The organism is Shinella sp. GW835-FHT14H05 (assembly GCF_058793575.1).
In genome coordinates, this window is sequence record NZ_JBXAFY010000003.1 from 592,089 (window position 1) to 610,496 (window position 18,408).

Below are 18,408 nucleotides of genomic sequence, written 5' to 3' on the forward strand. Positions count from 1 at the left end.
AAACTTAATTCAATATTTACCAGTTAACCAAATATTTACGATCTGCTTAAATCTCATGGTAGCACGGTGTAAGTCACTTCAATCAGCGGGATGGTCCGTGGCAGGTATCGACAAGAGTTTCCGAAATAGCCTCGGCGAAAAAATACATCTATTGGTAGAGTTTGGTTACGGCTTCCTTCTCCACCGTCATCCGGTGAATTCACCCTGGTCTTGCGGCCGAACCACCTCGCGCCGGAGCCCTGGGAATCTTCGCGGCGGCGCAGTGCGGACATGACCAGCTTGCCGGCATAGGCGCGAAAATCCTCGTCGACCGTCCAGCTCGAAAGGTTGCAGCGGACGGCCTCGACGCCCGGATGGTGGAAGTAGAGCGTGAGCATGACGCCGACGACCCACCCCTCGCTCACGAGCGCATAGCCATAGCGCGGAAAATCGCCGACGGCCGGCCGCCGGGCCATGCGGGCAAGGGCCTCCTCCCAATGCTGCCGCGCGCGCTCGGGAAAACCCCGGGCAAGGCAATCGATGACGCCGGGCCAATCGGCGTCCTCGATCGGGCGGCAGACGAGACCTTCCGGCAGAGCACCCAGGACACCCATTTCGGCTCCAGTTCTAAATCTATGAGTGTGAATCAGTAATTGCACACTTAAAGATAGAGAGCATGGATTGGCAATCCACTTTTGCGATCAGCGTCGCAGGAACGATCGGCGCAATCTCGGTTCAGGCAGCCGCCAGGGCGGCCGCGACGGCTGCGGAATCGTAGGGTTTTTGCAGGAGGATGGCCGGGCGGTCGCCGGGAATGCTGGGCAGGCTGTTATGGCCGGTGGCGAAGACGACGCCGATGGCGGGGTTTTCCTCGCGCGCAAGGGTGGCCAGCTCCGTTCCGGGCATGGCCGGCAGGCCGATATCCGTCAGCAGGATATCGAAGGCGTGGGCCTTCAACAGCGGCAGCGCCTCTTCCGCGGTCGTCGCCTCGACGATGTCGTGGCCAAGTTCCTGCAGCAGATCGGCGGCATTGAGACGGATCAGGAAATCGTCCTCGACCAGCAGGATTTTCAGCGTCCTGGCCTTCATCGCCCCTTCCCCGGATTGGCCCTCGCCGGCCGGGCTTTCGGCATCCGCCTTCTTGCGGCCCGTCAGCGTCGCGCGCACTTTTCGCGCCAGCGCTTCCCGGCTATAGGGTTTCGACAGGAGTTCGACGCCGGCATCGAGCCGGCCTTCATGCACGATCGAATTTTCCGTGTAGCCGGAGGTGAAAAGCACCGCGAGGTTCGGCACGCGCTCGCGCGCCTTGCGGGCGAGATCGGGGCTGCGCAGTGGCCCCGGCATGACGACATCGGTAAACAGCAGGTCGATCGAAACGCCGCTTTCGATGACCGTCAGGGCGCTCGCCGCATCGCGCGCCTTCAGCACCGAATAGCCGAGGTCGCCCAGCATTTCGACGACGGTGGCGCGCACCTCGTCATCATCCTCGGCGACAAGGATCGTCTCCGTGCCGCCGGTGACCGGGCCGTAGTCGATATCGGTGAGCCGGTCTTCCTCTTCCTTCGAGCGCGGCAAATAGATGCGCACCGTCGTGCCCTCGCCCGGCTCGCTGTAGATTTTCACATGCCCGCCCGACTGCTTGACGAAACCATAGACCATGGAGAGCCCGAGCCCGCTGCCCTTGCCGACCGGCTTGGTGGAGAAGAACGGCTCGAAGGCGCGTTCCAGCACCTCGGCGGTCATGCCCTCGCCGGTATCGGTGACGGCGAGCAGCACATATTGCCCGGGCTTGATATCCGGATGGTGCCGGGCATAGGTGTCGTCGATATAGGCATTGCCCACCTCCACCGTCAGCTTGCCGATGCCGTTCATGGCGTCGCGTGCATTGATGGCGAGGTTCAGCACGGCGTTCTCGATCTGCGAGGGATCGATATAGGTGTTCCACAGGCCGCTGGAGCGGATCGTCTCGACTTCGATTGCCTCGCCGATCGTGCGGCGAAGCAGGTCCTCCAGCGCGGAGATGAAACGGCCGATATTGATGACCTTCGGCTCCAGTGCCTGCCTGCGGCCGAAGGCGAGGAGCTGGTTGGCGAGCTTGGAGCCGCGACCGACGCCGGCGACGGCATTGGCGACGCGCTGTTCCGCCCGCGCATTGCCAGCAATGTCCTTGCTCAGCAGTTGAAGATTTCCCGATATCACCTGCAAAAGATTGTTGAAATCATGCGCGACGCCGCCGGTGAGCTGGCCGATCGCCTCCATCTTCTGCGCCTGGCGCAGCTGCTCCGAGGCGTCGGCCAGCGCGCGGGCCTGTTCCCGTTCCGCCGTCACGTCGCGCCCATAGGCGAAGGTCAGCCCCTCCTCGACGAAGATGCGCCAGGAGATCCAGCGCGCCGATCCGTCGAGATGGCGGAAGCGCACGTCGAGGTCCGGTGTACGCCGGTCGCCTGTCAGGAACATTGCCGCATCGTCCGGCCAGACGAAGGTGCCGAGGCGCCGGCCGACGCTTTCGCGCGCCGGAAAACCCAGCACCGCCGACCAGGCCGGGTTGACCGAGCGGATCGTGCCGTCCTCGCCGGTTACCACCAGCAGGTCGCGCGCGTTGCGCCAGAGGCGGTTGACCTCGGCGGTACGCTCGCTGACCTGGCGCTCCAGCGAGTTGGCAAGCTGTTCGAGCTTCTGCTCGGCGCGGCGCCGTTCCACGGCAACGCGGGTTCGCGCGGCGACGTCGCGCACGAAATCCAGGTCGCCCGGCGCCCATTCGCGCGCTTCCTCATGGTTGAGGTAGAGCAGCGCGACGAGGCCTGAGGCCTCGGTGATCGGCATGTTGATGAAGGCCCGCGCCTTGATCGCCTTCAGGGCGTCTGCGGTCGTCTTCGTGCGGGGATCGGTCTCGGCATCCGTGACGACGACGGTTTCGCCGCGACGGAGGTCTTCGATATAGCTGCCATAGTCGCGGAATTTCAGCACGCCGGCAATCGTGTGGACGCCTGGCGCGTTCCAGTCACGCTCGATGGTGATGGTCTCGCCGACGAGGTCGATGGTGCCATAACCGGCGCGGCTGACATTGTGCACCTTCGCCAGCGTCTCGGCCGCTGCAAAGGCGATGTCGGCGGGCTCGGTCAGTTCGCTGAACCGGTCGGCCAGCTCGATCAGCGCATTGCGCCGCATTTCCTCAGCGCGCACCTCGGTGACGTCGACATTGACGCCGATCATGCCCATGAATTCGCCGCCCGCGCCGAAACGCGGCTGGGCCTCCGTGTGCAGCAGCCGGTAACAGCCGAGCTTGCGGCGATAGCGCGCCTCCACGGAAAACGGCACCTGCCGGCGCATGGCGTCGCCCACCGTTTCCACGAGACCTGGCAGGTCGTCGGGGTGGACGGTGTCGTTCCAGTCGAAGCCGGCGACGTCCTCCGGTGCGACGCCCCAGAATTCCCGTTTCGCGGCGTTCAGGTAGAGGCATCTGCCGTTTTCGTCGCCCATCCAGAGCATGACGGGCGCATTGTCCGCCGCCAGCCGGAACCGCGCCTCGCTCTCCCGCAACGCATCCTCGGCGCCGCGCTGCTCGGTGACGTCGTGGCCCTGCACGAAGACGCCGGTCGCCCGGCCGGCCTCGTCGAAGACCGGCTGGTAGATGAAATCGAGGTAGCGTTCGTCGGGCGCGCTGTCGTGGCGGCGGCGCAGCAGCACGCGCGAGCCCCTGCCGACATAGGGACGGCGGGTCGAGAGCACGCGGTCGAGCAGGGCGACGAAACCCTGTTCCACGACCTCGGGCAGCGCCTCGCGGATGGGCTTTCCGAGGATTTCGCGGTGGTCGACAAGCTGGAGATAGGCATTGTTGGCGATCTCGAAGACATGGTCCGGCCCGGCGAGCGTCGCCACGAAGCCGGGCGCCTGCTCGAACATCTGGCGCAGCCGCTCGCCCTCCGATTTCAGCCGCTCCTCCGCCTTCACCTTCGCGGTGGTTTCGACCACGATGGCGATGACGCCGGCGGGGCGGCCGTCCTCGCCGAGCACCGGCGAATAGTCGAGGTTCATCCAGACCTGCTCCGGCTCGCCCCGGTGCCGGTAGAGCGTCAGGTCCTGGTCCTTGTAAGCGAGCGTGCCGCCGGCTAGGCCGACCTTCATGACATTATCGTTGAAGTCGGCGACCTCGGGCCAGCCCTCCCGCACCTTGCTGCCGAAGAGTTCCGGGTGCCGCCCGCCGGCAAACACCGAATAGCCCTCGTTGTAGATCATGATGCCGTCTTCGCCCCACAGCAGCACCATGGGCACCGGCGAGCGCAGCATCAGGCTCACCGTGGTCTTGAGGCTCTGCGGCCATCCGCCGATGGGGCCGAGCGGCGTTGTGGACCAGTCGAAGGCGACGATCAGGCTTGCGGCATCGCCGCCTCCGCTCAGGAACGGATGCTGCCCATCATGTTGCGACGCCATTCATACCTCTTTCCCGATCGCCAGGTGGCAATCCTATTAGCGCAGCTTTCCCGCGAAAACCGCAATCGATCCCGTCCATCCAAACTTGTCCGGCCAAACATGTCCGGCTTGTCGATCGCGCCCGGGACCGCGACCAGAAATAGGGCGCCGCGGCACCACGTCAAATGCCGGCATCGGGCAAGCGCACGCAATTTTGCGGCATGCGCGGAACATCGCGCGGACAAGCCGGTTGTTGTCCGGTCCGGCGCTCGCCGGAGCCCAATCAAGGAGAACATCGAAATGGCTGAGAAGACACTCAACGATCTGTTCTACGATACGCTGAAGGACATCTATTACGCCGAGCGGCAAATCGTGAAGGCGCTGCCGAAGATGGCCCGTGCCGCCCAGGCGCCGGCGCTGAAGAAGGCCTTCGAAAAACACAAGGAAGAAACCGAAGGCCATATCGAGCGCCTGCAGCAGGTGTTCGAGGCGATCGGCAAGCGCGCGCAGGGCAAGACCTGCGAGGCGATCCAGGGCATCCTCTCCGAAGGTGAGGAAATCATCGAGGACTTCAAGGGCACGGCCGCCCTCGATGCCGGCCTGATTTCCTCCGCGCAGGCGGTCGAGCACTATGAGATCACCCGCTACGGCACGCTGAAGGCCTGGGCGGAACAGCTCGGCCACCGCGACGCGGCAAAACTGCTCGATGCGACGCTGAAGGAAGAATCGAAGACGGACGAAGCCTTGACCACGCTCGCCGAAAGCGCCGTCAACGCCGCCGCGCAGAAGAAGGTGGCATGATATGTTAACGGCCGGGCGCGGTTTCGCGCCCGACCTGCCAGCCTCATACAAGCTTGCTGCGTGATGCTTTTTCCGGGAGAGATTCCGGAGATACAGGACATGGAGCAGGCGCGGTTCAGGATTGTTGGCGGAACGGACATCAACCCGCGCGATCGAACGTTGCCGACGACCGAGGATGTGATGCGGGAAGCGCAACGCCGGCTTGCGGCCGGCGATAACGATCCGCATCGCCTGCGTGCGCTCGCAACCGGTCGCCCGGTGCCAAGCGCCACGCGCTACCGCATGATGCAGATCGAGTTCGTCGCCAGCACGCTTTCCGCGCTCCGGCCAATTCCGGCGGATTTCGCCGACGACCGTTACTGGCCCGGCGGTTAACGCAGCCAGATCGCGAGGTCGGAGGCTTTGTTGGCGCGGCGGCTCTTCAGCCCGAGTTTCTCCCAGGCGAACTTCTGGGCGGCGGCCTGCGCAGCCTCCTTGCTCGGATAAGTATCCGGCAGCACATAATCCTTGCCCTCGCAGGACAGCAGCGCCCGGCAACTCAGAACGTCGAAATGCAACTGGATATTCGCGTGTTGTTCCATCTTGCCCTCCCTTCAAGGCAAGGGGTGAAATGGCTTTTGCGCGCGGAAGTTCCCGACCGCACGCAATTTGTCCGGAGCCGTCCGCCTATTCGATTTCCAGATCTGCGCAGAGCGGCAGGTGATCAGAAGCGCGGCGTGCGAGCGGGCTGTTGTGCACGAAGGTCTTTCGCACCCGGATGCCCGCGCCGACGAAGATATGGTCGATGCGCAGCAGCGGCAGGCGAGAGGGAAACGTCGCCCTGGGCTTACCGCCCGACGCGATCTGCGCATCCGTGAGACGCCGCGCCAGCATGCGATAGGAGGCGGAGCGGGAGATGGCATTGAGATCGCCGACGAAAATGGTGCGCGACGTTTCCGCCATCTCCGCGCCGAGCCAGCCCGGCCCCATCAAGGCCTCCGTCTGGCGCACGCGCTCGGCGCCGAAAAGGCCGAGATGCGTGACGAAAACCTGCAACGTCACGTCCCCTACCGGCACCTCGACCCAGAGCGCGCCCCGCGGCTCGCCGCGTGACGGCAGGCCGGCGGCCTTGACGAGACGGGTCGGCAGCGCCGTCAGTAGCGCATCGCCATAACGCTCTTCTTCGAGGTGAAGGGCCGGATGGAAGTGCGAGACCATGCGGAGATGGTTGGCGATCGTCTGTGCCTGGTCAATGCCGCCGCTGCGGGCGCGCGCCACGTCGACCTCCTGCAGCGCGACGATATCCGCCTCGCATTCCGCAATCACCTCGGCGATGCGGCCGGGATCGAGCCGGCGGTCGGTGCCAAAGCAGCTATGTACATTGTAGGTCGCGATCCTGAGGCGTCTGCCCATGCCGTTCCTTTCGATATTTCGCACCCCCGGGAACACGAAAAGCCCCGTTTTCGTTCCGCCTTGACAGAGTCAGGAAAGATCATGCGAATGAAACGAGCCCATATCCTCCACGCGCTGGTCGCCTGCGCGGTCCTCGTCGCCGGCTGGCTGGTTTACCGGACCTTGAGCCAATATTCGTGGGCGGATATCACCGGCTCGATCGCCGAAATCCCTGGCACGAATTTCGCGCTCGCACTCGCCTTCGCCGCCTGTTCCTATTTCTGCCTGACGCTCTTCGACTTCCTTGCCCTGCGCTATGTCGAAAAGCCGCTCGCCTATCCGCGCGCAGCCCTCGCCTCCTTCACCAGTCTCGCGATCGGCCACAATGTCGGTGTCGCCGCGCTCAGCAGCGGTGCCGTGCGCTATCGCTTCTATTCCCGCTGGGGCCTGACTGCGGAGGAGATCGCCAAGCTGATCGTCTTCTGCGGCGTGACGGTCGGCCTTGGCCTCATCACGCTCGCCGGCCTCTGCCTGATCCTGCTTCCTGGCACGGCCGGCAAGGTGGCCGGGCTTGGCACAGTGGCCTCCGTCGCACTCGGCGCCTTCTGCCTGGCGCTCGGCGCCGGCTATCTGGCGCTTTCCGCCTTCGTGCGTGGGGAACTCAAGGTGCGGAGCTGGCGCTTCGCTTTGCCGACGCCGCGCATCGCTGCCTTGCAGATTGCCGTGGGAACATTGAACTTCGCCTTCGTGGCCGCCTCCTTGCACCAGCTCCTCGCGGGTGCCGCCGGCTATATGGAAACGACGGCGGCCTATGTGGTGGGCAACCTCACCGCGCTCGTCAGCCATGTGCCGGGCGGGCTCGGCGTGCTGGAGGCGACGATCGGCTTCCTGCTCGGCGGTTCGGCGTCGATCGGCGCGCTGATCGCCTTCCGCGTCGTCTATTTCTTCATCCCGCTTCCGCTCGGGCTCGTTTCGCTGCTGGCCAGCGAAGCCTTGCTCGGACCGAACGAGGACGCCGGCCTGCGCAACAGCCCGAGCTGAAGGCGGAGGGAATCCACTAAGGTGGAGAGCGGCCACCACGGCGCGACAGGATCGACCAGCCCCGTGCCGAAAACCGGCTCGGTGGCGCCCTCGCCCTTAGCGGCCTCGAACTGGCGCAGGCCGCGCGCACGGGTGTTGAAGGCGTCGATGGCCGTGACGAGCGAGCTTTCTGTCCGGACAGCAGCCCCAAAGGTTGCGGGGTCCGCATCGAGATGTTCCGCCAACAGCCGGTCCCTCAGCGCGACGATGCTCCGCCGTTCAGCTTCCGTGCGCGCTTCGATCGCGATATCGAGTTCGGTATCCAGTCCCTCGCTGCGCTGGTTCAGGTTGGAGGAGCCGATGCGCAGGAAGATGTCGTCGACAATCAGGGCTTTCGAGTGGATGACGATTTCCTGCTCCGTGCCATCAGGCTTCGGCACGACGGGATAGAACGCCCGCATGCGGCCGAATTTATCGCATTGGTGAAGCCGCCGGACAAAACGATCGCGGTTCGCGCCGAGCACCATGCGTTCGATCATGCCATGCGAACTCAAGGTCGAGATCACCACGACCTCCGGGCCATCCGGGTCTGCAAGCTTTTCGCACAGCACGTCGCACACCTTCTTCGAGGCGAAATACTGGCTTTCGATGTAGATATGCCGGCGCGCTGCGGACAGGGCCGCAAGCGTGAGGTCCATCGCCTCCGTGCAGCAGGCCCGGCCGCGTAGCGCCGGTTCGGTGCGGGCAAGGGCGACGGTGCTGTTCGTCATGTCGGCGACGATGCCGTCGAGGCGCACGTTAGAGTCCGTCCCGCAAGCCGCCACCGCCTCGTCCGTCGCAAACAGCCAGCGGCTGCGCGCAATGTCGCCGGCCAGCCGCGCGGCGTCGCCTTCGAGCGCCACCTGCATGTCGTGCACCGGCTCATAGCGCTCGCCGGATGGCAGCGCGCGGCGGGGGTCCTCGACGCGGTGCTCGCTGGTGTCCCAGCGTTTCGCCGTAAGATCGATGCCGCCGACGAAGGCCACGCGGTCTTCCACCACCACCATCTTCTGGTGGTGCGATCCGCGCAGCGGATGCCGGTTGTCGAAGGCGAGCACGATGCGCGGATGGGAGGACCACCGCCGCTTGCGGAACATTTTGAGTGATTTTCCCGAATAGATCGGCCCCATCGACCAGATCAGCACCCGGATCGTGAGCGACGGACGCGTTTCGGCGAGGTTCAGCAGGAAGGCGCCAAGCGTCGGCGATTGCGGGTCGTCCGGCCGAAGCCGGATATCCGGATTGAAGTCCCAGCCGATGATCCACACCTCGCGCTGCGCCTGTTCCAGCACGCTTTCCAGCGCCCGGAAATAGGCCTCGCCGTCAACGAGCACGCTCAGCCGGTCGGCTTTCGCCGTGCGCCAGACATTGCATCCGGGGCGGATGATGGCGGACGGCGTGTCTTCGGTTGGGACGCGCAACGGAAACTCTTCAATTCGCACGATCTGCTGCCTTGCCTTGGTGACGTCAATTCGTTCTGCGCGGAAAGTCTTGGAAACGACTTTGGTTCCCGACGCTGGAAAAAGCCGGAACAAATGACGCCGGCCGGCATTGCTTCCGTTTTGGAGCGGGAGTGCGGCAGCGTGGCGCCACGAGCGAACTGGAAGGGTTTTTTGAAGGTGGCCGAGCTCGTCTGCCCGGTCGCCCTCTACACGGCCGCCTCGACGAATGAGCGTATTTCCTTCCACATGCTGAACCGTGCGACGGGGCACCGGTTGCGCCGCGAATTCATCGACAGCGAGACCGGCAAGCCGGTGGAGCGCGACGACCAGGTGAAGGGCTACGAGACCGGCAAGGACGACTATATTGTGCTCGACCCGGACGAAGTCGCCGCCGCGGTGCCGGAAAGCGACAAGACGATGGATGTCGAGGCCTTCATCGCCTGCGATGAGATCGACGACCTGTTTTTCGACAAACCCTATTACCTTGCGCCCGCCGACAGGCACGCCGAGGAGGTTTTCACCCTGATCCGCGAGGGCATGAAGAGCCGGAAGGTGGCGGCGCTCGCCGAGACCGTGCTCTTCCGCCGGGTGCGCACCGTTCTGATCCGCCCGCACGGCGACGGCCTCATCGCGACCACACTCAACTACGACTACGAGGTGCGCTCCGCCGAGGAGACGTTTTCCGAAATTCCGGACATCAAGCTGAAGGGCGAGATGCTGGAACTGGCCGAACACATCATCAAGACGAAGAGCGGCCGCTTCGATCCGAAGAAGTTCGATGATCGCTACGATGCGGCGCTGGCCGAGGTGGTGAAGGCGAAGATCGAGGGCCGCAAGATCAAGCCGCAGAAACCGAAGGTCGAGGGCAAGGTCATCGACCTGATGGAAGCACTGCGGCAGAGCGCGGGCAAAGACGGCAAGACAGCAAAGCGCAGTGCGAAGAAAACCGCCACACGCAAGCCGGCCGCCAGCCGGCAGAAGGCAGGCTGAGCATGGCGACGCTGGATGTCTATCGACAGAAACGGGATTTCAAGACGACCGCCGAGCCGAAGGGCCGCAAGGGGCGCAAGAGCGGCAACAGCTTCGTCATCCAGAAACATGACGCGACCCGCCTGCACTACGATTTCCGACTCGAAATGGACGGTGTGTTGAAAAGCTGGGCGGTGACGCGCGGCCCGAGCCTGGTGCCGAGCGAAAAGCGGCTCGCCGTGCATGTCGAGGACCATCCGCTGGCCTATGGCGACTTTGAAGGCACGATCCCCAAGGGCGAATATGGCGGCGGTACGGTGATCGTCTGGGATCGCGGGACCTGGCAGCCGCTTGGCGATGCAAAGAAGGCCTATGCCAAGGGGCATCTAGAATTCGAGCTCGATGGCGAGAAGCTGCATGGCCGCTGGCATCTCGTGCGCATGCAGGGCAAGCCGGGCGAGAAACGCGAGAACTGGCTGCTGATCAAAGGCGACGACGAGTTCGCCATGCCGGACGGCGAGGACGGCCTTCTTAACGAGCGGCCGGAATCGGTGAAGACGGGACGGGAGATCGCGGACGTCGCCAGTGAGGCGCCGGGCTGGTCGTCGAAGACGGGGCGCATCCGGAAATCTGCAAAGCCGAAAGCGGCCAAGAAGGCAGCGCCGGAGGTCAAGACGCCCCCCGTGCCCGATCCCTCCGGCCTTAACGGCGCCCGCAAGGCAAAGCTTCCGGATTTTCTGCCCCCGACGCTGGCGACGCTTGCCGCCGCCCCGCCTGCCGGCGAACGGTGGCTGCACGAGATCAAGTTCGACGGTTACCGACTCCAGGCCCGCATCGAGGCCGGCCGGGTGAAACTGCTCACCCGCAGCGGTCTCGACTGGACGAAGAAATTCGGAAAGGCGGTGCCGGAGGCGTTGCGCGACCTGCCTCTCGGCACGGCGATCATCGACGGCGAACTTGTCGTCGAAACTGCCGCCGGCGCTTCCGATTTTTCCGCCCTGCAGGCCGATCTCAGCGAAGGGCGTGACGACCGCTTCGTCTTCTATGTCTTCGACCTCCTCTATCTCGACGGCTACGACCTGACGCGCCTGCCGCTGGACGAGCGAAAATCCGTGCTCAACGCGCTCGTGCCCGGCACGGAGGGCACGCTGCGTTACAGCGGCCATTTCGACGAGAACGGCGCGCTCGTGCTGCGCCATGCCTGCCGGCTGAGCCTCGAAGGGGTCGTTTCCAAACTGCGCGACGCGCCCTATCGTGGCGGGCGCAGCAAGAGCTGGATCAAATCGAAATGTTCGGCACGCCAGGAATTTGTGGTGGGCGGTTTCGTGCCCTCCTCGGTATCGCGCCAGGCCATTGGTTCCCTGGTGCTCGGCGTCTACAAGGACGGGAAGCTCGAACCGGTCGGCCGTGTCGGAACCGGCTTCAGCGCCTCGGTCGCCGCCGATCTCTTCAAGCGTTTGAACCGCATGCGGACGGACGAAAGCCCGTTCGGCCGGCAGTTGACGGCGGATGAGGCGCGGCAGGCGCGCTATGTACGGCCGGAACTGGTGGCGGAGGTCGAATTTCGCGCCTGGACGGGCGACGGGCATCTGCGGCATGCTTCCTTCCGCGGTTTGAGGGAAGACAAGCCCGCAACGGAGGTTGTCGCCGAAGTGCCCAGATCGAAAACCACCCCGAAAGACGAAAAGCCGCCGCGCCGCACCGTGCGCCTCACCCATCCGGACCGGGTCTACTGGCCCGACGAGGGCGTCACCAAGGAGGGTCTCGCGGACTATTACACCGAGGTCTGGCGCTATATTGCGCCGCATATCGTCGGCCGACCGCTCGCGCTGCTGCGCGCGCCAAGCGGCATCGACGGCCAGACCTTCTTCCAGAAACACGCCTGGAAGGGCATCAACGCGAATATCGTCGAGGTGCAGGACCCGGCGGAGAAGGATGACGAGCCCTATGTCGCGATCAACGATCTCAACGGGCTGCTCGGTCTCGTGCAGTCGGCGACGCTGGAAATCCACCCATGGGGCTCGACCCTTGTCGATTGGGAGCGGCCGGACCGCATCATCATGGACCTCGACCCCGGCGAAGGCGTCGATTGGCCCGCAATCATCGAGGCGGCCGAGGAGACCCGCAAGCGGCTGGAAGCGGCGGGGCTCAATGCCTTCGTCAAGACCTCCGGCGGTAAGGGCCTGCACGTCGTCGCGCCGCTGAAACCCTCCGCGCAATGGCCGGCGGTCAAGGCCTTCTGCAAGGGTATTGCCGACGCCATGGCGAAGGACAGCCCGGACAAATATGTCTCGACCATCACCAAGTCGAAACGCGGCGGCAAGATCCTGATCGATTACCTGCGCAACCAGCGCGGCATGACAGCGGTCGCCCCCTATTCCACCCGTGCCCGCCCCGGTGCCGCCGTCTCCATGCCGCTCGCCTGGAACGAGCTCAGCCCGGATATCGGCCCCGCCTATTTCACCGTTGAAAACACACCGACGCGACTTCAGGCGCTCGAAGCCGATCCCTGGGCGGAATTCAAGGCTGCGGCGGAGCCGCTGAAGGCTGCAAAGGGCAAGGCGAAGGGCTGAGGCCTATTTGCCCTTGCCCTCGGCCTTGATGCTCTTGCGCAGCGCATCCATGATGTTGATGACATTGCCGGAGGTTGGCGGGGGCGTCTTCGCCTTGGCCGGGCGCTTGCGGCCCTTCTTCTTCGTGGCGATGATGTCGAGAAGGTGGTCCTGCACCGGGTCGTCTGCCATTTTCGGATCCCAGGGCTTCGTGCGCTCCTTGATGAGCGTCTTGACCAAGGTCAGCGCCTTGGCCTCCGGTTTGCCCGCCTTCATTCCCGTAAAATAGTCCTTCTCCTCGCGCACCTCGTCGCCGTAGCGCAGCGTCCACAGCACGATGCCTTTGCCGCGCGGCTCCAGCATCACCGCCCGCTCGCGGCGATAGAGCACCAGCCGGGAAATGCCGACCGTGCCGGTCGCCGCCATCGCTTCACGGATCACCGAAAACGCCTCTTCGCCGACCGTATCGTTCGGCACTAGATAATGCGGCGCGTCGTACCAGATCCATTCGATCGTCTCGCGCGGCACGAAGGTCTCGATGTCGATGGTGCGGGTGCTTTCCAGTGCCACCGCTTCGATCTCCTCGTCCTCCAGCATGACGTAGTCGTCCTCGCCGCGCGGATAGCCCTTCACCTCGTCGTCCTCGCCGACCACCTTGCCGGTAACACCATCGACATAGCGGCTGACGACGGGATTGCCGGTCTTGCCGTTCAGGGTGCGGAAACGCACCTTGTCCTCCTCGGAAATTGCCGGCGTCATCGCCACCGGGCAGGTAACGAGCGAGAGCTTGAGATAACCCTTCCAGAAGGAGCGCGGCGCCATCAGCTCTTCCTCTCGATCGGCAGGTGTTTCGAAAGCGCGAACCGTTCGGCAAACGCGATGTCCTCCTGCGTGACGATCGGAATCGGGTCAGACAGGATCGCCATCAGCGTTTCGCGCGAAATGGAATCCTCCTCCAGCACCTCCAGCAGGGCGCCGCGGGTTTCGCGCTCGGCCCGCAGAAGTGCGGCCAGCGCCAGGATCAGGCGGTCCTTGTTGTCCATGGCGAGTATCTCCGTTCGAACCCCTAATGCGGCATGGCGCCGTCGGTTCCCGGAACATTCGGTCGCGTGGGCAGTTTGGCGGTATAAAGACGCCGGAACGCGGCGAACGAGGTCGAGATGACGAACCCGGAGATACACTTCTTCCCCGCCAGCGAGTGGGTGCCGAACCATCCATTCCTCCCGGTCTTGGTCTACAGGCAGGTTTTTACTGCCGCGGAGAGGGATCGCGCGCATGGCTTCGAACGCCGTTTTTCGGATGCCGGCTGGCAGGGTCTCTGGCGAAACGGCGTCTTCTCCTACCAACACTATCATGTCGGGGCGCATGAGGTGCTCGGCATCGCCGAGGGCAAGGCCGAACTGTTGATCGGCGGGCCTGACGGCGCGACGCTGGAGGTGCGCGCGGGCGATTGCCTGGTGCTTCCGGCCGGCACCGGCCATATGCGGATTTCCGCCAGCGACGATTTCCTCGTGGTCGGCGGCTATCCGCCGGGCCAGCATGCCGATATCGAGACGGCGGCGGCGACGCCCGGAGAGTTGAAGATCATCGCCACCCTGCCCGTTCCCCACAGCGATCCGCTCTATGGCGCTGCCGGGCCGCTGGTTTCCCTCTGGAAAGAGGCATCCGGCAACCCGGACTAACCAAGGTCGATGAGGGCGATGCCGAGATCGGCGCGGTGTTTGCGCCTGAGATCGGCCGGCGTTTCCCGAAGCACGACTTCCAGCGTCGGCCGAACATAGCCCTCCAGGAAATGACCGCCCTTCGTGCTGCCGTCGGAAAGGCCCAGCACGACATGCAGATGCGGGCTCGCCTTACCCTCGTCGTCGATCGCGATATCGCCGAGCATGCTCAGCACCTCCGACTGGACCGCGACGGGGATCTTCTCGTAGCTTTTCGTCTCGAAGTCGAAGAATGCGATCGTCGCCGAACGGAACGCGCCGATCGCGGTGATCGAGGCGGCCGTAACGCCCTCTCTTTCTGCGAAGTCGACGATGCAGCGGAAGGCCTCGTCCCCCTCGTCGAGAACGAGAATGAAGGTGCGTTCGCCCGCGTCGCTGGCCAGAAGTTTGTGTTTCATCTTGGTCTCCCTTTGCCGGAGGGGAAAGGCGTGAAAGCCGCTTCTGTTCCGGATGATCAGGAGGCGGATGCCGCCCTCTGCTCGTGCGCGGTGGCGATGGTGGCAAGCGCGGAGCGGATGGCCGAGGGCGACGAGGCCTTGGCGAGCGCGCAGGTGGCCGTGGAAAGCGAGCCGACCCGGATCGACTGCCCGCCACGGGCATTCGCCAGCGCGAACATGGATTCGTCCGTCAGGTCGTCGCCGATCGTGATGGGCAAGCGGCCGGCGAAGGCCGGCTGCTCCAGATAGGAGGCGACCGCGTCGCCCTTGTCGGCGCGGGCGGGACGGATTTCGAAGACCATCTTGCCGGGTTGCAGCACCCAGTCCGGCCCTGCCTCGTCCGCAAGGTGGCGCATCATCGTTTCGAGCGCGGTGTCATAGGCGGGCGCCAGCCGGTAATGCGCGGCGACGGCCGCACCCTTGTCCTCGATCAGTACACCCTCCATCCAGGCCGTCTGCTCGACAAGACGCTGTTTCAGCGCGGTAAAGGCTGGCGTTTGCGTGACGATCGAGGTCTCGCCGTCGGCGCCCCGGAATTCCGCGCCGTGCAGGCCGGCGATCGGGAAGCGGAAGGGCGCGAAGAGCCCGTCCGCATAGGGCAGGCTGCGGCCCGTCACCAGCGCCAGCGCGCCGCGCAACCGGGCGGAGACGGCATCCAGGGTGCCGGGCAGCGACAATGGCACCTGGATGGCATCCGGTGTCGTCGCGAGATCGATGAGGGTGCCGTCGATGTCGAGGAAGAGTGCCCAGCGATCGGGCTCCTCGACCAGACGGCGGATGAGATGGCGGGTTGCGGCATCGGACGGCCGCAATTTTTCCTGTTCGCTCATCGACCAGCAAGTAGATCGCGATTGCCTCCCGGCAAGGGCAGATGTTCGCGCTCCCGGCAGGAACAAGTTTTTACCGGGCGCATTGTGGTCTCGCATCAACAAAGGAACGGACATGGCCAAACAGAAATCGCGACTGGTCGAGGAGAACGAGGCGCCCGTCACCCACGGGGCGGAAGAGCTGCCGACGGTGACCGTCGCAAGCTACAATCTCGAACGGCGCGACAAGGACGGCTTCATCGGCGACCGGGCCAACAAGGGCGCCTTCCGCGACGCGATCAACGACTGGCGCAAGCGGGTCCGCGAAGGCGGCGACGATCCGCTCGGCGGCGTTCCGACCGACGATCTCTCGAAGAAGGAGGTCGATGCGCTGCTGAAGGATCCGGAATCGGAAGCGGCCGCCCTCGTGATGGCGGCGATCGGCGACTTTGCGAAGACGCTCGCGGACGTGCTTGCCCGCTACATGAAGGAGGATTCCTGGAAGGATACCGAAACGATTGCCGTGGGCGGCGGTTTTCGCGACAGCAAGGTCGGCATGATGGCGATCGCGCGCGCCCAGATCCTGCTCAAGGCGGAAGGCCTGAAGGTGGCGCTCAAGCCGATCGCCCACCATCCGGACGAGGCCGGGCTCATCGGCGCCGTGCACCTCATTCCCTCCTGGATGCTGAAGGGGCACGACGCGATCCTCGCCGTCGATATCGGCGGCACGAACATCCGTGCCGGCGTCGTCAAGCTCAACCTCGGCGAAAAGGCGGATTTCTCCAAGGCCAAGGTCTGGAAATCCGAGCTCTGGCGCCATGCCGACGACGAACCCCGCCGCACCGCGACTATCGAATATCTCGTCCGCATGATCGAGGCGCTGATCGCCAAGGCCGAGAAGGCCAAGCTGGCGCTCGCGCCGGTCATCGGCATCGGCTGCCCCGGCATCATCGCGGCTGATGGATCGATTGCCCGCGGCGGGCAGAACCTGCCGGGCGGCAACTGGGAAAGCACGCATTTCAACCTGCCGGAGGCGCTGCGTACCGCCATTCCGCGCATCACCGACCAGCCGACCTTCGTCATCATGCACAACGATGCCGTCGTCCAGGGCCTTTCGGAGGTGCCGCGCATGAAGGACGTGAAAAGCTGGGCCGCGGTGACGATCGGCACCGGGCTCGGCAATGCCAGCTTCGTCAACAAGAAAAGCTAGCGCGCGAAGGCGAGCGGGCGGCCGGAGGATTGCTGGCGCACCACGTCCATCGCGACGCCGAAGATGCGATCGAGTTCCGCCGGGGTCATGATGCTTTCCGGCGTGCCGATCGAGACCACCTCGCCGCCGCGTAAGGCGACGATGTCGTCGCAGTAGCGCGCGGCCATGTTGACGTCGTGCAGCACGGTGACGATGGTGACGTTCTTCTGCGTTGTCAGGTCGCGCACCAGCGAGAGGACCTCGATCTGATGGGCGATGTCGAGGGCGGAAATCGGCTCGTCGAGCAGCATGCAGCGGGCGTCCTGGGCCACCAGCATCGCGATCCAGGCGCGCTGGCGCTCGCCGCCCGAAAGGCTATCGACCAGTCGATCGGCGAGCGGGCCGAGATGGGTCAGTTCGATCGCTTCTTCGACCTTGCGGCGGTCCTCGGCGGAAAAGCGGCCGAGCGCGCCGTGCCAGGGATAACGGCCGAGCGCCACCAGTTCCTTCACCAGCATGCCCGGCGCCAGCGGCAGGGACTGCGGCAAGTGGGCGAGGCGGCGGGCCAGCGTGCGGCGGTCCCAGCTTTCGAGCGGCTGGCCCTCGAAGCGGATGCGGCCGGATGTCGGCGTGGCAAGCCGGCCGAGAAGTTTCAGCAGCGTCGACTTGCCCGATCCGTTATGGCCGATCAGCGCGACCGAGCGGCCTTCGACGATGTCCAGTGAGATCGAGCGCAGCAGCGCCCGCCCCTCCAGTTCCATGCCGACATCGTGCAGGGAGAACACGGAGGCCGGAGCGGTGGAAGGTCTGGTTGCGTGTGCCGCCGATGCGCTCATGGAAAGCAGGTCCTCGCAAATATGATTTCCGCCTTCATATTTTCGCGCGGGCGGCTCGGCAAGCGCCAAGTTGCGGAGGAGCGTCACGCGGCCCGCTGCTTGCGGACCAGATAGATCCCAGCCAGGCTCATCACGGCCAGCGCATACCAGGTGAGCGCGTAGACGAGATGGCTGTTGCGGAAGGCGACGACGGTGAGCCCGCCGACCGGCAGGCCGCCCGGATTGGGCGTCGCGTCAGCATCGATGAAGTAGGGCGCCACATTGCTCAGGCCTTTGGCGGAAGCGATGGCGGCGATATCGCGGGAGAACCACCGGTCGTTTGCTGGATCGTTGGCGCGCAGGAAGCCGCCGCCCGGTTCGCTGAGGCGCAGCAGGCCGGTCACGGTCACGGGGCCAGCGGCAATCTCGCTTGCCACGCGCGCGGCGGGATCGCGCTTCTCGGCGGGCACGAAGCCGCGGTTGATGACGATGGTCGATTCGTTCGGCAGGAGGAGCGGCGTCAGCACCCAGAAACCGGCGCCGCGCTCCGTCACGGCCTGCACCAGCACCGTCTTGTCGTGCTGGAAGAGGCCGGTAGCGGTGACGTGGCGGTATTCGTCCTTTTCCGGGCTGATCGCCGGCCATTCCGCCCCGCCCGGTGCCGGCACAGGATCGGCGTGGACGCGGCTTTCGACGCGCGCGATGAGGTCGAGCTTCCAGGACAGCCGCTGCACCTGCCAGGTGCCGAGCGCCAGGAACACAGCGACGAGGACGAGCAGGAAGCCCGTGATAAGCCATTTGGCGCGCGAGGAGGAGGCGCCCTCCCCTGCGGCTTGCGGGTCAGCGGTCATGGCGCC

The 18,408-nt window shown here is 64.9% G+C and carries 18 protein-coding genes and 1 pseudogene; 7 read left to right on the forward strand and 12 right to left on the reverse strand.

The features are described from left to right. Positions 1–53: 53 nt before the first annotated feature. The 3 genes and pseudogenes from AC1Q6Z_RS13925 to AC1Q6Z_RS13935 form a co-directional block, all read right to left on the reverse strand. Entirely contained in the window at positions 54–593 is a 540-nt protein-coding gene (locus tag AC1Q6Z_RS13925) for a hypothetical protein (RefSeq protein ID WP_492648250.1), read from the reverse strand. 121 nt (positions 594–714) lie between these two features. Continuing rightward, positions 715–2,712: a hybrid sensor histidine kinase/response regulator gene (locus tag AC1Q6Z_RS13930; RefSeq protein WP_492648355.1), complete on the reverse strand. Its 1,998-nt coding sequence runs from the start codon at positions 2,710–2,712 to the stop codon at positions 715–717. Then, positions 2,692–4,410: pseudogene (locus AC1Q6Z_RS13935) on the reverse strand (PAS domain-containing protein); the annotation flags it as partial. The pseudogene AC1Q6Z_RS13935 and the gene AC1Q6Z_RS13930, both read right to left, overlap by 21 nt. Positions 4,411–4,689: 279 nt before the next feature. On the opposite strand from AC1Q6Z_RS13935, the gene AC1Q6Z_RS13940 reads away from it, so the two are divergent. Together AC1Q6Z_RS13940 and AC1Q6Z_RS13945 are read left to right on the forward strand one after the other, a co-directional pair. Then, complete coding sequence (locus AC1Q6Z_RS13940) at positions 4,690–5,190, forward strand: YciE/YciF ferroxidase family protein (protein ID WP_256116811.1); 501 nt, start codon at positions 4,690–4,692, stop codon at positions 5,188–5,190. 99 nt (positions 5,191–5,289) lie between these two features. Then, positions 5,290–5,565 (forward strand): hypothetical protein, encoded by a 276-nt coding sequence (locus tag AC1Q6Z_RS13945; RefSeq protein ID WP_492648251.1) that lies wholly within the window; start codon positions 5,290–5,292, stop codon positions 5,563–5,565. Here AC1Q6Z_RS13945 and AC1Q6Z_RS13950 read toward each other — a convergent pair. Together AC1Q6Z_RS13950 and AC1Q6Z_RS13955 are read right to left on the reverse strand one after the other, a co-directional pair. Beyond that, the gene (locus tag AC1Q6Z_RS13950) at positions 5,562–5,771 is read right to left on the reverse strand and encodes a hypothetical protein (protein ID WP_439617426.1); all 210 of its coding nucleotides are present in this window, start codon (positions 5,769–5,771) and stop codon (positions 5,562–5,564) included. The genes AC1Q6Z_RS13945 and AC1Q6Z_RS13950 overlap by 4 nt on opposite strands. A gap of 85 nt (positions 5,772–5,856) precedes the next feature. Beyond that, positions 5,857–6,582, reverse strand: coding sequence for an endonuclease/exonuclease/phosphatase family protein (locus tag AC1Q6Z_RS13955; protein ID WP_492648252.1), 726 nt, complete (start codon positions 6,580–6,582; stop codon positions 5,857–5,859). A gap of 87 nt (positions 6,583–6,669) precedes the next feature. Here AC1Q6Z_RS13955 and AC1Q6Z_RS13960 point away from each other — a divergent pair, with 87 nt between their 5' ends. Further along, the gene (locus AC1Q6Z_RS13960) at positions 6,670–7,602 is read left to right on the forward strand and encodes a UPF0104 family protein (RefSeq protein WP_492648356.1); all 933 of its coding nucleotides are present in this window, start codon (positions 6,670–6,672) and stop codon (positions 7,600–7,602) included. Here the strand turns inward: AC1Q6Z_RS13960 and AC1Q6Z_RS13965 are convergent. Continuing rightward, a complete protein-coding gene (locus AC1Q6Z_RS13965) occupies positions 7,500–9,041 on the reverse strand; it encodes a phospholipase D-like domain-containing protein (protein ID WP_492648253.1) in 1,542 nt (513 codons plus the stop codon). The two genes, AC1Q6Z_RS13960 and AC1Q6Z_RS13965, sit on opposite strands and share 103 nt — an antisense overlap. Before the next feature lie 162 nt (positions 9,042–9,203). On the opposite strand from AC1Q6Z_RS13965, the gene ku (AC1Q6Z_RS13970) reads away from it, so the two are divergent. Then, complete coding sequence (ku, locus tag AC1Q6Z_RS13970) at positions 9,204–10,052, forward strand: non-homologous end joining protein Ku (protein ID WP_492648254.1); 849 nt, start codon at positions 9,204–9,206, stop codon at positions 10,050–10,052. 2 nt (positions 10,053–10,054) lie between these two features. Beyond that, a complete protein-coding gene (ligD, locus tag AC1Q6Z_RS13975) occupies positions 10,055–12,604 on the forward strand; it encodes a DNA ligase D (RefSeq protein ID WP_492648255.1) in 2,550 nt (849 codons plus the stop codon). Between the two features lie 3 nt (positions 12,605–12,607). On the opposite strand, the gene ku (AC1Q6Z_RS13980) is transcribed toward ligD, so the two are convergent. Further along, on the reverse strand, positions 12,608–13,405 hold the full coding sequence (gene ku / locus AC1Q6Z_RS13980) for a non-homologous end joining protein Ku (protein ID WP_492648256.1): 798 nt from the start codon (positions 13,403–13,405) through the stop codon (positions 12,608–12,610). Continuing rightward, complete coding sequence (locus AC1Q6Z_RS13985; protein WP_256116824.1) at positions 13,405–13,626, reverse strand: hypothetical protein; 222 nt, start codon at positions 13,624–13,626, stop codon at positions 13,405–13,407. The genes ku (AC1Q6Z_RS13980) and AC1Q6Z_RS13985 overlap by 1 nt, the downstream gene beginning before the upstream one ends. Before the next feature lie 117 nt (positions 13,627–13,743). Between AC1Q6Z_RS13985 and AC1Q6Z_RS13990 the strand changes: the two genes are divergently transcribed. Next, the gene (locus tag AC1Q6Z_RS13990) at positions 13,744–14,265 is read left to right on the forward strand and encodes a cupin domain-containing protein (RefSeq protein WP_492648257.1); all 522 of its coding nucleotides are present in this window, start codon (positions 13,744–13,746) and stop codon (positions 14,263–14,265) included. Here AC1Q6Z_RS13990 and AC1Q6Z_RS13995 read toward each other — a convergent pair. Together AC1Q6Z_RS13995 and otsB are read right to left on the reverse strand one after the other, a co-directional pair. Continuing rightward, positions 14,262–14,702, reverse strand: coding sequence for a PPC domain-containing DNA-binding protein (locus AC1Q6Z_RS13995; RefSeq protein ID WP_492648258.1), 441 nt, complete (start codon positions 14,700–14,702; stop codon positions 14,262–14,264). The two genes, AC1Q6Z_RS13990 and AC1Q6Z_RS13995, sit on opposite strands and share 4 nt — an antisense overlap. A gap of 56 nt (positions 14,703–14,758) precedes the next feature. Further along, on the reverse strand, positions 14,759–15,571 hold the full coding sequence (gene otsB, locus AC1Q6Z_RS14000; RefSeq protein WP_492648259.1) for a trehalose-phosphatase: 813 nt from the start codon (positions 15,569–15,571) through the stop codon (positions 14,759–14,761). 112 nt (positions 15,572–15,683) lie between these two features. On the opposite strand from otsB, the gene AC1Q6Z_RS14005 reads away from it, so the two are divergent. After that, positions 15,684–16,757 (forward strand): ROK family protein, encoded by a 1,074-nt coding sequence (locus AC1Q6Z_RS14005; protein WP_492648260.1) that lies wholly within the window; start codon positions 15,684–15,686, stop codon positions 16,755–16,757. On the opposite strand, the gene AC1Q6Z_RS14010 is transcribed toward AC1Q6Z_RS14005, so the two are convergent. Beyond that, positions 16,754–17,572, reverse strand: coding sequence for an ATP-binding cassette domain-containing protein (locus tag AC1Q6Z_RS14010; RefSeq protein ID WP_492648261.1), 819 nt, complete (start codon positions 17,570–17,572; stop codon positions 16,754–16,756). The two genes, AC1Q6Z_RS14005 and AC1Q6Z_RS14010, sit on opposite strands and share 4 nt — an antisense overlap. 83 nt (positions 17,573–17,655) lie before the next feature. Beyond that, positions 17,656–18,402 carry an SURF1 family protein gene (locus AC1Q6Z_RS14015; protein WP_492648262.1) on the reverse strand — a complete coding sequence of 249 codons (747 nt, stop codon included), beginning with the start codon at positions 18,400–18,402 and terminating at the stop codon, positions 17,656–17,658. Positions 18,403–18,408 lie beyond the last annotated feature (6 nt).